Source organism: Suttonella sp. R2A3 (assembly GCF_021513215.1).
Lineage (GTDB): Bacteria > Pseudomonadota > Gammaproteobacteria > Cardiobacteriales > Cardiobacteriaceae > JAHUUI01.
In genome coordinates, this window is the sequence record NZ_CP090975.1 from 1,913,741 (window position 1) to 1,927,827 (window position 14,087).

Here is a 14,087-nt window from a genome sequence, read left to right on the forward strand (position 1 = left end):
GAATGGTAAGCCTTGCTGAATTGTATTATTAAGTGGCGGTGATTATAATAACCGCCGATTTTGCACAAATACCTAAGGAGACAACATGCAACATATTCAACGCCCTGAAGGCGGCGAGTTGATTCGCTATGAAAGCGGTAAATTGAGTGTACCGAATAACCCAATCGTTGGTTATGTCGAAGGTGATGGTATCGGTCCGGATATCACTGCTGCTTCTTTGCGTGTATGGAACGCAGCGATCGAAAAAGCCTACGGTAGCGAGCGTAAAATTCATTGGTGTGAGCTCTATATGGGCGAAAAAGCCGCTGGTTTATACGATGGCGATTACTTCCCGAAAGAAACCGTTGATGCGTTAAAAGAATTAGTTGTATCGATTAAAGGCCCTTTGACTACGCCAGTCGGCGGTGGCTTCCGTTCGTTGAATGTGGCGCTGCGTCAGCAATTGGATTTGTATGCCTGTGTACGCCCAGTGCGTTATTACGATGGCGTTCCTTCACCAATGCGTAAACCTGAAGAAATTGATGTTGTGATCTTCCGTGAGAACACCGAAGACGTCTACTCAGGCATTGAATACAAAGCCGGCACGGATGAGAACAAAAAGTTGGCCAAATTCCTGCGTGAAGAATTCAAAGCAGCATTTTTCGAAGATGCTGGTTTGGGGGTTAAGCCGGTATCAGCGTTTGGTACCAAGCGTTTGGTGCGTCAAGCGATCGAATACGCGATTGAGCACAACAAGCCTAGCGTGACTTTAGTGCACAAAGGCAACATCATGAAATTCACCGAAGGCGCGTTCCGTAACTGGGGTTATGAAATCGCTAAGGAAGAATTCCGTGATCAAATCATCACCGAAGACGAGCTGTGGGATGAGTATGACGGTAAAGCACCAGCAGGCAAGATCGTGGTTAAAGACCGTATTGCTGATGCGATGTTCCAAATGTTGTTGTTGCGTCCTTCAGAGTACGATGTGATCGCGACCTTGAACCTCAACGGTGACTACTTATCTGACGCCTTAGCGGCACAAGTTGGCGGGATTGGTATCGCACCTGGCGCAAATATTGGTGACGGTGTGGCTGTGTTTGAAGCGACTCATGGTACAGCGCCAAAATATGCGGGTATGAACAAGGTTAACCCAAGTTCGCTATTGCTTTCTGGCGTGATGATGCTTGAATACATGGGCTGGCAAGAAGCGGCAGACTTAATCAACGACGCGTATCCGAAAGTCATTGCTGATAAAACGGTCACATACGACTTCGCCCGTCTGATGGATGGCGCAACAGAAGTCTCAACCAGCGCGTTCGCTGATGCATTGATTGCGAAAATCAACGCCTAACACGCATTTGAAATGCGACGTTATAAAGCCCTGTATCTTGCAGGGCTTTTTTATTATTAAACAGGATGCGCTTTATGTCTGAATCACGTCACGAACAGATGCAGCAGTTGTTAATATTGCTTGAAGCACAGCTGCGCCACCTGGACTGGTGGCAAGACACGCCACCAAGCGCCCAAGCCTTAGCGTCTAAGGAAGCGTTTTGTGTCGATACTTTGTGTTTTAGCGAGTGGCTGCAATGGCTTTATATCCCAAGAATGCGCAGTTTAGTGCTGATGGAAGAAGCCTTACCAACACAGAGTGGTTTGTTGCCGATGGCCGAAGAAGCCTGGCGAGGTTGTACAGAAAATACCGAAGCACTACTTCAGCTAATCGCCCAGCTAGACCAGACGATTAACCGTTAGTACTAATACTAATCGCGCTTAACGCGTTTCGGTGCGTTTTTTTAAGTTGGGTGGTTGGTCGGTGTTGATACCGCGCACTGCAGAAAGTTCCTCAACCATCATATAAAAGCTTTGAATGCTGGTTAACCCTTGAAGTGCGGGATGCCCGGCATCAATCAGTGGTAAGTCGCGTTCGCTGACCGAGTCATCGGCTGCAAGTAATACTTTCGCGCCCATCTCACGGAACTGCCGCGCCGTTTCAATCAGTCCTGCTTGACTGTCATCGGGTGGTGCAAAAATGAGCACCACTTGCTTAGGATTCATTAACGCCATCGGGCCGTGCTTCACTTCCGCACCGCTAAACGCCTCCCCTTGAATAAGGCATGTTTCTTTGCATTTCAGCGCTGCTTCTTTGGCGATTGCCAGCCCAGCACCGCGACCAATCACATACAAACGATCGACCTCCGCTAAAGTGTCAACTGCTTTTGACCAGTCAAGTGCGCATGCCGCATCGAGTTTTTCAGGTAGCGTTTTAAAAGCCTCGGTGAGTTGCGGATCATCAAATAAATAATTAAACGCGCGCAGGCCAACGGATAAGGTGGCGACGAAGCTCTTGGTTGCGGCCACGCTATGTTCGACCCCTGCGGCAATATCGAGCACATGATTACTCGCCTCAGCGAGTGGTGAGGGAATTGTGTTCACCAAAGCTACGCTGTTTAATCCGGCGGCGTGTAGGTTGTTGATGCTATCGATCAAATCCGGGCTACCACCAGACTGCGAGATAGTGAGCGCTAGCGCGTTACGCAACTGCCAGCGCGTATGATAAATCGTATTTAATGATAAGGGCACCGAAAGCGCAGGAATACCGCAATAACGCATGAGTAAATAGCCAAGGTATTCCGCGGCATGATCGGAGGTGCCGCGCGCAATGGTGAGCAGTAACTCGGGTGGTGCGTTACGCAGCGCCTCACCAAAAACAGCAATGTCGTTATGCGTTTCGTGACGCGCGACAACTGATGCGGTTTCACGAATTTCTCGTGCCATAAAAGTTTCGTTCATAACATCCTCAACTCTATCATCATTTTATGCCTATTGTAACGAACTCTGTGCAACACACCGTGTTGTTGCCACTAATTAACAATTTTCTGGTTTTTATCCGCCACCTGTTTTAAACCTAGTGAGGTAGTACAATAAATAGAAATAATTTACCGAAATAATAAAATAATTTGAAATTGATTTCAAATTATTTTATGCTAGAGCCTTCCTGCAACAGGCGTATTTGCCTACGAATTTTGGAGTGTTTCATGACGAGTATCGCTGCGTTACAAGGCAAATTGATTGTTTCTTGCCAGGCGTTGCCTCATGAGCCACTACATTCCTCTTTTATTATGGGTCGAATGGCTCTAGCTGCGGAGCAGGGTGGTGCTGCAGGGATTCGCGCGAACTCTGCCGCTGATATCTCAGAAATCCGCAAACACACCGACCTACCGATTATTGGCATTGTGAAACGCGATTACCCCGATAGCGAGGTGTTTATCACTGCGACGATGGATGAGGTCGATGAACTGATGGGCGTTATTCCGGAGATTATCGCCTTGGATGCGCGCAACACGCTTCGCCCACAAGGACAAACATTAGAAGCGTTTATCCTTGCGATTCGCGAGAAGTATCCTCGGGTGTTATTAATGGCTGACTGCGCGACGATTGACGAAATGCAACAGGCTGAAAAGTTAGGCTTTGATTTTATTGGCACCACGTTAGTCGGCTATACCGCCGAAAGCCGTGGACAGTTGATTGAAGCTGATGATTTTGCGTTGATTCGTAAAGCGCTGGCGACCCTCAAAACGCCGATCATTGCCGAAGGTAACATCAATACCCCTGAGAAAGTGCGACGTGTGCTAGAGCTGGGGGTATTTAGCGTGGTGGTAGGATCGGCGATTACTCGGCCTCAGTGGATTACTGAACAATTTGTCGCCGCGACACAGCTTTAATTATGGAGTTCTTAATGGCTAAAAAATCTTCTCTTTCCGGTTTATTTTCAGCGTTATTGGTACCTTTTGATGCCGATGGTCAGGTTAATGAGGCTGGTCTCAGACAAGTAGTCCGTCATAACCTTGATCAGATGCAGGTTGATGGTCTCTATGTCGGTGGCTCAACGGGCGAAAACTTCATGCTCGATGTGGCGACTAAAAAGCAAATTTTTGCCATTGCCAAAGATGAGGCGGGCGATAAGGGTAAGTTGATCGCGCAAATCGGCGGACCAAACCTCTATGAGGCGATTGATTTGGCTGCCTATGCGAAAGATCTTGGCTATGACGCGCTCTCAGCCGTGACGCCTTTTTACTACAAATTCAGCTTTGCTGAGGTCAAGCAATACTACTTTGACATTCTAGAGGCGGTTGATGCACCGATGATTGTGTACTCGATTCCATTTTTAACCGGGGTTGAGATCGGCTTAGCGCAATTCGCTGAGCTTTTTGCCCACGAACGAATCATTGGCGTCAAGTTCACTGCGGCAGATTTTTACTTGCTCGAGCGCTTGCGCAGCGCCTACCCAGATCATCTGATCTATTCCGGTTTTGATGAAATGCTTCTACCAGCGATGGTCAATCAAGTCGATGGGGCAATTGGGTCAACGTATAACGTCAATGGTGTTCGTGCACGAGAGATTATGGATCTTGCCCAAGCTGGCGATTTTGCTGCAGCACGGCGCATACAACAGCAAAGCAACGATTTGATCAGCGCGATTTTAGACAATGGCCTGTACCCAACGATCAAGCAATTATTGGTGCTTGCCGGTTGTAATCAGGGCCCATTTTTATCACGCAAACCAATGGCTAGTGCCACAGAGGCACAAATCGTGCGCGCCAAAGAGATTTACCAACAATTTCTTGCCTAGATTTTTCACCTAAAGGAGATAACCATGAGCCTTAATAAACTCACCCTTGCCACCTTAATTGGCCTTGCTAGCATGAGTGCGCTGGCCGCAGAATACAATCTTAAATTCGGCATGAATGCCGGCACAACGTCGAATGAATACAAAGCCGCAGAGCTCTTTGCTAAAGAAGTGCAAGAAAATTCTGATGGGCGAATCGAAGTGACGCTCTATCCAAATGCACAGCTTGGCGATGATCGCTCGATGATGGAGCAAACCGGCGGCGGTGCGCTCGATTTTACCTTCGCTGAAAGTGCGCGTTTCCAGATTTATTATCCAGTGGCTGAAGTATTTGCGCTGCCTTATATGATTGCCGATTACCCAACCGCACAAAAAGCACTGTTCGACACGCCATTTGGCAAAGACTTGCAACAAAAGATCCACGACGAACGCGGAATGACGATTCTCTCGCAGGCGTATAACGGCACCCGTCAAACAACCTCAAATCGTGCGATTAACACCATCGAAGACATGAAAGGCTTGAAGCTGCGCGTGCCTAATGCGGCAACGAACCTCGCATACGCTAAATTTATCGGCGCTGCACCAACGCCAATGGCATTTTCTGAAGTGTATCTCGCGCTGCAAACCAATTCGGTTGATGGCCAAGAGAACCCGCTATCAACTATCCAAGCGCAGAAATTTTATGAAGTTCAGGATTACCTGGCAATGACCAATCATATCTTGAATGATGTGCTGTATCTGGCGAGTAACGAAACCTTAGAAAAGCTTCCTGAAGAGCTGCAAACGGTGGTTAAAGAAGCCGCGCAAGAGGCTGCGGATTACCATACGCAACTTTTTGTTGATGGCGAGAAAGAGCTGATCAGCTTTTTTGAAGAAAAAGGCGTGACCATTACCTATCCTGATCAAGCAGCCTTTAAAGAAGCGATGCAGCCTTATTATGCTGAGTTTATCGAAAAAAACGGTGATGCGGGCAAACAAGCGATTGCGGAAATTGATGCATTGCACTAAGCCGTAACATCCTTATGGGGTGGGCGAGATAGCCCACCCATCTTGTGGAGATCAATCATGCGTGTTTTAGACAAACTGGAAGAATGGCTCGGCGGTTCGTTATTTTTGCTGATGTTTGTGATATTAATCGCGCAAATCGTCGCCAGACAATTGCTCGATATGCCGTTGATCTGGTCCGAAGAAGCCGCACGCTTGATTTTTGTTTATGTCGGGATGCTGGGGATCTCCATCGGTATCCGTAATCAGCAGCATGTGCTGGTTGATTTTGTCTGTCATTTTTTTTCAGAACATATTCGTCGCTGGGTATTTAGCCTAGTGCAAGTGTTGATCTTTATTTCGATCATGTTCTTTACCTATTATGGTTTTGTGCTGGTCAAAAAAGCCTCTTTTACCATCGTCTCACTCGATATATCGGATAAATGGCTCTATTTGGCGTTGCCACTGGGTTCCATCTTGATGCTCTGGCGATTTATCCAAGCGCAGCGTGAGAATTATCAGCAAAAAATCACCCTGATTCCGGCAGTAGCGTATGGTATTTCCGTGCTGGTCTTGCTGGCGATTTGGGTTCTTGTGCCAAGTTGGTTTGCTGTGCTCAACATTAGTCAATACGTCGATCTCGATCAATCGGCGGTCTATATCGCTTTGGGTGTGTGGTTGGTGATCATGTTTTTGGGGGTGCCGGTGGGGTGGTCTTTATTTATCGCCACCGTACTCTTTTTCTCGATGACCAGTTGGATTGTCGGCGATTTCGCTGCGAAAAAGCTCGTTGATAGCATCAATAGCTTTAGCCTGCTCAGTGTGCCGTTTTTTATCTTAACCGGCATATTAATGAACAGTTCTGGTATCACCACCCGCATTTTTAACTTCGCACGTACCATGCTCGGGCATTACACCGGTGGCATGGGGCATGTGAATATTTCTGCTAGTCTGGTGTTTTCTGGGATGTCTGGGTCAGCGTTAGCGGATGCTGGTGGTCTAGGGCAGCTTGAGATTAAAGCGATGCGTGATGAAGGTTATGACGATGATCTTTGTGGGGGGATTACTGCGGCATCGTGCATTATTGGTCCGTTAGTACCGCCGAGTATCGCGATGATTATCTACGGTGTCATCGCTAATCAATCAATTGCCGAGCTATTTCTTGCCGGGTTTATCCCGGGTGTCCTATTAACCGTTGCGCTAATGATAATGAACGCATGGATTTGTCATCGCCGCGGTTATCCACGCGCCGAAAAAGCCAACTGTGCGGCACGTATCGAAGCATTTAAAGGCGCATTCTGGGCGCTATTAACACCGATTATCATCATTGGTGGGATTTTCTCGGGCTATTTTACTGCCACTGAAGCCGCAGGCGTTGCGGCGCTGTATTCGATTGTTTTAGGGATGCTGTACCGCGAGCTTAGCTGGGAAAAGCTGTTTAAGAGCTGCGTTGAGGCGATGGCGATCAGTGGTGTGACCGTGCTGATGGTGATGGCGGTAACCTTCTTTGGTGATATGATCGCACGTGAACAAGTAGCGATTAAAATCGCTGAAGGGTTTATGAGCGTTGCCTCATCGGCGCTTATTGTACTGCTGATGATTAATTTATTGCTGCTGTTTTTGGGTATGTTTATCGATGCCTTAGCATTGCAATTTTTGGTGCTGCCGATGTTAATCCCGATTGCGCAGCATTTTAATATCGATCTGATTTTCTTCGGGGTGATGACCACGCTGAATATGATGATCGGTATCTTAACCCCGCCGATGGGAATGGCGCTGTTCGTGGTCGCGCGTGTGGGCAATATGCCGGTGAGTACGGTGGCCAGAGGGGTGTTGCCGTTTTTAGTGCCGATCTTCGTTGCGCTGATTTTGATCACGCTCTTCCCGCAAATCGTCACATTTTTGCCGAACTTATTACTCGCCAATTAAGTGATGTTGCGTCACAATCCCTTACTTAAGCTTACCTCAGAGGTTTATGATGCAATTTGAACGCAGTATTGAGCCATTAATCGAAGCGCGGATGGCGCAATTTACACGCAACGAACGCAATATCGCCGCACAATTTCTCGCTGGCATTGTCTTTGATGATCCCTCCAGTAAAGCGGTTGCGCAACAACTTAACACCTCAGAAGCCTCATTAACCCGCTTTGCGCAAAAATGCGGCTTTCGTGGCTTTCGCGAGTTTGTTTATGCTTATAGTCGACCTAATAAACAAACCCGTGAGGATTTTGTTCAACCCGTGCTCGCGAGCTATCAAGAGCTATTAAATAAAACGTATTCGATTGTCGATATGGCGCAAATTCGTCGTCTAACCGAGCACCTATTAAATAAAAAACGGGTGTATGTGTACGGCAAAGGCAGCTCAGGAATGGTCGCGCGCGAGATGAAGCTTCGCTTTATGCGCATTGGTCTGGTTTGTGAGGCGATTACTGACGATGACATGATGCGTATGAACGTGGTGACCGTCGATAAAGACTGTCTGGTGATAGGCATCAGCATCAGTGGGCGTACGCAGATTGTCGTCGATGCCTTGCAGGCTGCGGCTGAAGAAGGCGCGACCACCGTGCTATTTACCGCGAATGAAGGGCGTCAGTTTGCCAAGATGTTTGATGAAGTGCTGCTGTTTGCAGTGAAAAACAATCTCGAATACGGACGGATGATTTCGCCGCAGTTTCCTGTATTGGTGGTGCTTGATATACTTTATGCTGATTATATGAACCGTAACAAAACGGCGCGCGAGACGATCTGGCAGCGGACCTACGACGCGTTGCAACAAAGCAAAGGATAACCATGCAGGTATTGAGTATCGATATCGGGGGCACGACGGTAAAGTCTGCGCTCTATCGTGAAGACGGCAGCGAAATAGCCGTATTTCCTAGCGAAGAAACAGCCATTGTTGGCGGTAAGCAGCAGATAAGCGAACAAGTGATTGCGCTGTGCCAGCGTGTGGCACAAACGCACCGCTTAGATGGCGTGGCGATTTCCTCTGCGGGCGTGATTGATCCGTTTCGTGGTGAGGTGGTGTTCGCTGGGCCTTCGATTCCCGGCTATAGCGGCACAGCGTTGAAGATAGAAGTTGAGCGGGCGTGTGCGCTGCCGTGTGCGGTAGAAAACGATGTTAACGCGATGGCGTTAGGCGAGGCGTGGTTAGGCGCCGCGCAAGGCTGTGATTCTGCGCTGTGTCTCACCCTTGGCACAGGCTTAGGTGGGGCGATTTTATTAAACGGCGAGCTGTGGCGCGGTCATCAGTTTAGCGCGGGTGAAATCGGTCATATTCCACTCGCAGGCGGTCGTCGCCTCGAAGAAGACGCGTCAACTCGAGCGATGCTGCGCGATTATCAAGTGCGCAGCGGTGAGCTGATTGATGGTCAGGCGTTTTTTAAGCGTATTGAAGCAGGCGAGGCGCAGGCTGAGGCGGCGTTAACCCACATGCTGGATGCGCTAACTACTGGTCTATTGGCAGCGGTTCATCTGCTCAGCCCGCAAGCGATTATTATTGGTGGGGCAGTGGCGGCGCAAAGCCACATTCTAGAGCCACGCATACAGAGTCTATTAGCTGCGCGGGTCTCTTCAGCGCTGTTTATGCCGGAGATTGTTCGTTGTGCTGCGTTAGGCAATCGCGCGGGGCAAATCGGCGCACTTCGCTGGTTTTTACAAAGCCAAGCGGATACCCACGATTAGCAAAGCCTATTTAGCTATCGATCAGGCGATTCCATCATCTGCGCAATACGTTGCGCTGAGCTGACCAGCATTTGTTGCTCCCAGGTATCCAACGCATCAAACGCATCAATAAACGATTGTTGTAAGGTTTGCGGCGCGCCATCGAGCATGGTTTTGCCTTGCTTGGTGAGGCGTAAAAACACTTTTCGTTTATCATCGCTGCCGCGCTCGCGCTCTAATAAACCGCGCGATTCCAAACGACGTACGATATTGGTTACCGTTGCCTGCGACAGGGCAATCATATTCGAGAGTTCACCGGCAGAACACTCTGGCGCAAAATCGATCGCTTGCATGAGAATAATCTGTGGCATGGTGAGCCCTGTTTGTTGGCTGAGCTTTTTCGAATAAATATCACTCGCGCGGGTGATGCGTCGCAGCGCAATTAATAAGGTGCTACAGCGACGCAATGTTTCTTCGTTAGACAGCGTTTGCGGGCGATTCATAGTGAGAGCAAAATTTTATCCATAACAGCTATTGTAAGGAAACTATTTAGTGTTGTAAATTCTTATTGAGTTGTTATACTGTTGTCGAATTCATAAACGCAACCGGAGGTGGGTATGTCAAATATCCCAACCAAGGGTGATATTCTCTTTCGCCAACCCACTGTTGAAGATGGGGCGGCGGTTCATGATCTCATCGCGGCGTGTAAGCCACTCGATGAAAACTCTCTCTACTGCAATTTGCTGCAATGTTCTCATTTTGCTGATTCAGCGGTGCTCGCTGAGCGCGATGGCGAAGTGGTCGGTTTTGTTTCGGCGTATCATTTGCCCGAACAGCCGAAAACACTCTTTGTTTGGCAGATTGCTGTATCAAAATCGGCACGCGGGCAAGGCCTTGCCAGTCGGATTCTCGATGAGGCAATAGCTCGCGGGAAACAACGCGGCGCAACGCATTTGCATACCACGATTACGCCGGATAACGAGGCATCTTGGGCAACGTTTCGCAAGCTTGCCGACCGTCTGAATACAGAACTCAATCACAAACCATTTTTTGAACGCGATAAGCATTTCGCTGGCCGTCATGATACTGAGGAATTATTGATCATCGGCCCGTTCTAAAGATCGCACACATTTATTTTCAACACTAAGGATATATTATGGGTATTTTTAAAGAATTAGAGTCGAATGTTCGCGGCTACTGCCGCCATTTTGATGTTATTTTTAAGCGTGCAAAAAACGCAGAGTTATTTGATGTTGACGGCAATCGTTATATCGATTTTCTGGGCGGCGCCGGCACATTAAACTACGGCCACAACAACGACAAAATTAAACCAGCACTGATTGATTACATCAATGAAGACGGTGTGACCCACGGTTTGGATATGCATACGGTGGCCAAAGAAGCGTTTATCCGTTCGTTTGATGAGATTATTTTACAGCCGCGTGAGATGAGCTATCGTTTCCAGTTTGTCGGCCCAACCGGCACCAATGCGGTTGAAGCAGCGCTGAAATTAGCGCGTAAAGTCACCGGTCGCCAGCATATTGTGTCGTTTACTAACGGTTTTCATGGCGCGACTATGGGTGCGGCAACGGTCTCTGCCAATCCAAAATGGACCGCCGCAAGCAATATGCCACAAACTGGCGTGACTTTTATGCCGTACGACCGCTTCCATGAAGAAGATTGGGATTCATTGGCGTATTTAGAGAGTATGCTCGCTGATGGCAGTTCAGGTCTGGAAAAACCAGCGGCGGTGATCGTTGAGTGTATCCAAGGCGAAGGGGGCTTAAACGCGGCACGTGGCGAATGGCTTAAAGAACTCAACCGCATTTGTGCTGAAAACGACATTCTGTTGATTGTCGATGACATCCAAGCAGGCTGTGGTCGCTCTGGCTGGTTCTTCTCGTTTGAAAAATTCGGTATTAAGCCGGATTTGATCACACTGTCTAAATCATTATCTGCCTATGGCTTGCCGATGGCGATTGTGCTGATTGGCGAAGGCTTAGATGTGTGGAGCCCGGGTGAGCACACCGGGACATTCCGTGGTAATAACCATGCCTTTGTGACTGCAAAACGCGCGTTAGAGCTGTATTGGCAGGACGATGCATTCCAGCAAGAAACTCGCCGTAAAGCGCAAATTCTTCACGACCGTTTTGCTGCGATTGTTGATCGTTATCCTGATCAATTACAACATCGTGGACGTGGTATGATGCAAGGTATCGCCTTTATGGAACAGCGTGAATTAGCTGCAGAGGTGAGTAAAAAAGCATTTGAAGAAAAATTGATTATTGAAACCAGCGGCTCGGATGATCACGTGGTGAAATTCTTAGCGCCTTTAACGATTGAAGACGAAGTCCTCAACGAAGGGCTGGATATTCTTGATCAAGCGTTTGCGAAAGTATTAGATTAAGGAGAAAACATGATTGTACGTACGTTAAAAGAATGTGAAGGAACGAGTCGTGAGGTTCATTCTGGCACAAAAACCTGGGACAGCGTACGTATGCTACTCAAAGAAGATGGAATGGGCTACTCGTTTCATATCACCACCGTTTATGCCGGTGTCGAAATGTACGTTCATTACAAACACCATCTTCAAGCGGTTTATTGCATGAGTGGCAACGGTGAGCTTGAATCCGTGGCCAATGGCGAAGTGCACCCCATCGAAGCGGGCACGCTCTATATCATGGATCAGTATGATAAACATAGATTGCGTGGTGGCACAGAAGACATGAAGCTGGCGTGTATATTTAACCCGCCGATCATTGGTCAAGAAGTGCACCGTCGTGATGGTTCATTTCCGCCAACCAAATGATTGCTTGAGCACACAAATGGGTGAAAATAGCGGCGAGTAATGAGCCGCCATCAAAGTGTTCTCAAACTATCTGGTTTAGCGCCTATGAACGCAACACAGCTCAATGTATCACCGCATTATCAAGGTTTATAAAAGTTTTAGATTAGGAGGAAACATGATTGTACGGAGATTAAAAGAATGTGAAGGTACGGACCGTCAGGTTCATTCTGAAACCAAAACATGGGACAGCGTGCGCATGCTGCTCAAAGATGATGGGATGGGCTTCTCGTTTCATATCACCACCATTTATGCCGGTGGTGAAACGCACATCCATTACAAACACCACCTCGAATCGGTTTATTGCATGAGCGGTAACGGCGAGATCGAAACGCTGGCCGATGGCAAAGTGTACCCGATTAAAGAGGGCACGCTCTACATCTTAGATCAGAATGATGAGCATATCTTGCGTGGCGGCACCCAAGACATGAAGATGGCGTGTGTATTTAACCCGCCGATCACAGGGAATGAAGTACACCGTCCTGATGGATCGTATGCGCCAGCAGAATAACGAGCTGATGACACATACCGTAGAAAAAATTGGCGGCACATCGATGAGTCGCCATCAAGATGTACTAAAAAACATCTGGTTACGCGCCGATGATAACGGCTCAATTTATAACCGCATCTTTGTTGTCTCAGCGTATGGTGGGATCACCGACGAGCTGTTAGAGCACAAAAAGAGTGGTCGCCCCGGCATTTATGGGCTTTTTGCCAGCGCTGAAGAGGGCAACGCCTGGCGCGATCAGATCGAGGTGGTGCGCGAAAAACTCGCCGAGATCAACGCCAACATGTTTGCTGATGAAGCGCTTCGCGAGCAAGCCGATAGCTTTATCAATACCCGCTTAGACGATGCGCGAGAAGTGCTCGGCAACCTTGAGCAAGTATGCGATTTTGGCCATTTCAACTTGAGCGAACAGCTCCTGCAAGTGCGCGAAATGCTCTCAGCGATTGGCGAAGCGCACAGCGCGCATAACAGCGTGCTATTGCTTAAGCAACACGGTGTGAATGCACAATTTGTCGATCTCACCAATTGGCGCGCTGACCACCAGCCAAGTTTTGCTGGGCATATCGCTGATAAGCTTAACGGTATTGATCTGACGAACACGATGCCGATCGTTACAGGCTACACGCAATGCTGCGAAGGCCTGATGCGCACGTTTGACCGTGGCTATAGCGAAATGACATTTTCGAAAATCGCCACAGTGACCGGCGCGAGCGAAGCGATTATCCACAAAGAATTTCACTTATCGAGCGCCGATCCGCGTTTGGTAGGCGAAGACAATGTGCGCCCGATCGGGCAAACGAACTATGATGTGGCCGATCAGCTGGCGAATCTGGGCATGGAGGCGATTCACCCGCGCGCAGGTGCAGGGTTGCGTAAAGCCGATATTATTTTGCGCATCAAAAACACCTTTGAACCAGAACATGAAGGTACGTATATCCGCGCTGATCATGATCCGGAAAAAGCGCAAGTCGATATCATCGCCGGTTCACAGAACGTTTGGGCGGTGGAAGTATTCGATCAGGATATGGTTGGTAAAACAAACTATTCACAGCGCATGGTGAACTGTATGTTTGCCGCGAAAATCCGCTTATTGGCGCAAGATTTTAACGCCAACACGGTCACGTTTTACGTCAAAGCGGATAAAAAGCGCATTTTGAAACTCGTCGAAGAGATTCAAAATGGCTATGCGGATGCGGATATTCGCTTAGAGAAAATTGCGATGGTAAGTGTGATCGGCGCGAATTTGAACATCGCAGACTTATTGCATAACGCCTCTGGTGCGCTATATGAAGCAGGGATTCCTGTGCTGGCGACGCATCAGGCGATGCGCCAAGTCGATTTGATGTTTATGGTTGCTGATGAAGATTATGAAGGCACAGTCAAAGCCTTGCACCGCAAGCTGATTGAGCAAGCCGCGTAATCTCATAACCCACTGATTATCGCAACCGATCAACAGACCGCGTTATAATAGGCGCGGTTTTTTT

General features: G+C 48.3%; 14 protein-coding genes and 1 pseudogene. 13 read left to right on the plus strand and 2 right to left on the minus strand.

Annotated features, from left to right (window positions below; all coding sequences use genetic code 11):
• Positions 1–85: 85 nt before the first annotated feature.
• Positions 86–1,321: pseudogene (icd, locus tag L0B52_RS09220) on the plus strand (isocitrate dehydrogenase (NADP(+))); the annotation flags it as partial.
• An 83-nt stretch (positions 1,322–1,404) separates the two neighbouring features.
• Complete coding sequence (locus L0B52_RS09225) at positions 1,405–1,731, plus strand: YqcC family protein (protein ID WP_235064424.1); 327 nt, start codon at positions 1,405–1,407, stop codon at positions 1,729–1,731.
• 18 nt (positions 1,732–1,749) lie between these two features.
• On the opposite strand, the gene L0B52_RS09230 is transcribed toward L0B52_RS09225, so the two are convergent.
• Positions 1,750–2,769: an SIS domain-containing protein gene (locus L0B52_RS09230; RefSeq protein WP_235064425.1), complete on the minus strand. Its 1,020-nt coding sequence runs from the start codon at positions 2,767–2,769 to the stop codon at positions 1,750–1,752.
• 245 nt (positions 2,770–3,014) lie between these two features.
• Here L0B52_RS09230 and L0B52_RS09235 point away from each other — a divergent pair, with 245 nt between their 5' ends.
• The 6 genes from L0B52_RS09235 to L0B52_RS09260 are packed head-to-tail and all read left to right on the plus strand — an operon-like array spanning position 3,015 to position 9,271.
• Positions 3,015–3,701 (plus strand): N-acetylmannosamine-6-phosphate 2-epimerase, encoded by a 687-nt coding sequence (locus tag L0B52_RS09235; RefSeq protein ID WP_235064426.1) that lies wholly within the window; start codon positions 3,015–3,017, stop codon positions 3,699–3,701.
• 14 nt (positions 3,702–3,715) lie between these two features.
• The gene (locus tag L0B52_RS09240; protein ID WP_235064427.1) at positions 3,716–4,609 is read left to right on the plus strand and encodes an N-acetylneuraminate lyase; all 894 of its coding nucleotides are present in this window, start codon (positions 3,716–3,718) and stop codon (positions 4,607–4,609) included.
• A gap of 24 nt (positions 4,610–4,633) precedes the next feature.
• Positions 4,634–5,614 carry a sialic acid TRAP transporter substrate-binding protein SiaP gene (locus L0B52_RS09245; RefSeq protein ID WP_235064428.1) on the plus strand — a complete coding sequence of 327 codons (981 nt, stop codon included), beginning with the start codon at positions 4,634–4,636 and terminating at the stop codon, positions 5,612–5,614.
• A gap of 57 nt (positions 5,615–5,671) precedes the next feature.
• Positions 5,672–7,519: a TRAP transporter large permease subunit gene (locus tag L0B52_RS09250; protein ID WP_235064429.1), complete on the plus strand. Its 1,848-nt coding sequence runs from the start codon at positions 5,672–5,674 to the stop codon at positions 7,517–7,519.
• A 46-nt stretch (positions 7,520–7,565) separates the two neighbouring features.
• Entirely contained in the window at positions 7,566–8,378 is an 813-nt protein-coding gene (locus L0B52_RS09255; RefSeq protein ID WP_235064430.1) for a MurR/RpiR family transcriptional regulator, read from the plus strand.
• Between the two features lie 2 nt (positions 8,379–8,380).
• A complete protein-coding gene (locus L0B52_RS09260) occupies positions 8,381–9,271 on the plus strand; it encodes an ROK family protein (protein ID WP_235064431.1) in 891 nt (296 codons plus the stop codon).
• Between the two features lie 14 nt (positions 9,272–9,285).
• Here the strand turns inward: L0B52_RS09260 and L0B52_RS09265 are convergent, their stop codons facing one another.
• Entirely contained in the window at positions 9,286–9,753 is a 468-nt protein-coding gene (locus L0B52_RS09265; protein ID WP_235064432.1) for a MarR family winged helix-turn-helix transcriptional regulator, read from the minus strand.
• A gap of 114 nt (positions 9,754–9,867) precedes the next feature.
• Here L0B52_RS09265 and ectA point away from each other — a divergent pair, with 114 nt between their 5' ends.
• The 5 genes from ectA (at position 9,868) to L0B52_RS09290 (ending at position 14,023) form a co-directional block, all read left to right on the plus strand.
• A complete protein-coding gene (gene ectA, locus L0B52_RS09270; RefSeq protein ID WP_235064433.1) occupies positions 9,868–10,368 on the plus strand; it encodes a diaminobutyrate acetyltransferase in 501 nt (166 codons plus the stop codon).
• A 38-nt stretch (positions 10,369–10,406) separates the two neighbouring features.
• Positions 10,407–11,657: a diaminobutyrate--2-oxoglutarate transaminase gene (ectB, locus tag L0B52_RS09275; RefSeq protein WP_235064434.1), complete on the plus strand. Its 1,251-nt coding sequence runs from the start codon at positions 10,407–10,409 to the stop codon at positions 11,655–11,657.
• Positions 11,658–11,666: 9 nt separating this feature from the next.
• Complete coding sequence (locus tag L0B52_RS09280) at positions 11,667–12,059, plus strand: ectoine synthase (RefSeq protein ID WP_235064435.1); 393 nt, start codon at positions 11,667–11,669, stop codon at positions 12,057–12,059.
• Between the two features lie 154 nt (positions 12,060–12,213).
• Complete coding sequence (locus tag L0B52_RS09285) at positions 12,214–12,606, plus strand: ectoine synthase (RefSeq protein ID WP_235064436.1); 393 nt, start codon at positions 12,214–12,216, stop codon at positions 12,604–12,606.
• Positions 12,563–14,023 (plus strand): aspartate kinase, encoded by a 1,461-nt coding sequence (locus tag L0B52_RS09290; RefSeq protein ID WP_235064437.1) that lies wholly within the window; start codon positions 12,563–12,565, stop codon positions 14,021–14,023. Before L0B52_RS09285 ends, L0B52_RS09290 begins: the two co-directional genes overlap by 44 nt.
• The last annotated feature ends 64 nt before the right edge of the window (positions 14,024–14,087 follow it).

Excerpts from the sequence above, each read along its gene's own strand:
- L0B52_RS09240 (WP_235064427.1), top strand. The coding sequence starts at position 3,716 with ATGGCTAAAAAATCTTCTCTTTCCGGTTTATTTTCAGCGTTATTGGTA.
- ectB (WP_235064434.1), top strand. The coding sequence starts at position 10,407 with ATGGGTATTTTTAAAGAATTAGAGTCGAATGTTCGCGGCTACTGCCGC.
- L0B52_RS09280 (WP_235064435.1), top strand. The coding sequence starts at position 11,667 with ATGATTGTACGTACGTTAAAAGAATGTGAAGGAACGAGTCGTGAGGTT.
- L0B52_RS09245 (WP_235064428.1), top strand. The coding sequence starts at position 4,634 with ATGAGCCTTAATAAACTCACCCTTGCCACCTTAATTGGCCTTGCTAGC.
- L0B52_RS09285 (WP_235064436.1), top strand. The coding sequence starts at position 12,214 with ATGATTGTACGGAGATTAAAAGAATGTGAAGGTACGGACCGTCAGGTT.
- L0B52_RS09225 (WP_235064424.1), top strand. The coding sequence starts at position 1,405 with ATGTCTGAATCACGTCACGAACAGATGCAGCAGTTGTTAATATTGCTT.
- L0B52_RS09250 (WP_235064429.1), top strand. The coding sequence starts at position 5,672 with ATGCGTGTTTTAGACAAACTGGAAGAATGGCTCGGCGGTTCGTTATTT.
- L0B52_RS09265 (WP_235064432.1), bottom strand. The coding sequence starts at position 9,753 with ATGAATCGCCCGCAAACGCTGTCTAACGAAGAAACATTGCGTCGCTGT.
- L0B52_RS09235 (WP_235064426.1), top strand. The coding sequence starts at position 3,015 with ATGACGAGTATCGCTGCGTTACAAGGCAAATTGATTGTTTCTTGCCAG.
- L0B52_RS09260 (WP_235064431.1), top strand. The coding sequence starts at position 8,381 with ATGCAGGTATTGAGTATCGATATCGGGGGCACGACGGTAAAGTCTGCG.
- L0B52_RS09255 (WP_235064430.1), top strand. The coding sequence starts at position 7,566 with ATGATGCAATTTGAACGCAGTATTGAGCCATTAATCGAAGCGCGGATG.
- ectA (WP_235064433.1), top strand. The coding sequence starts at position 9,868 with ATGTCAAATATCCCAACCAAGGGTGATATTCTCTTTCGCCAACCCACT.
- L0B52_RS09230 (WP_235064425.1), bottom strand. The coding sequence starts at position 2,769 with ATGAACGAAACTTTTATGGCACGAGAAATTCGTGAAACCGCATCAGTT.
- L0B52_RS09290 (WP_235064437.1), top strand. The coding sequence starts at position 12,563 with ATGAAGTACACCGTCCTGATGGATCGTATGCGCCAGCAGAATAACGAG.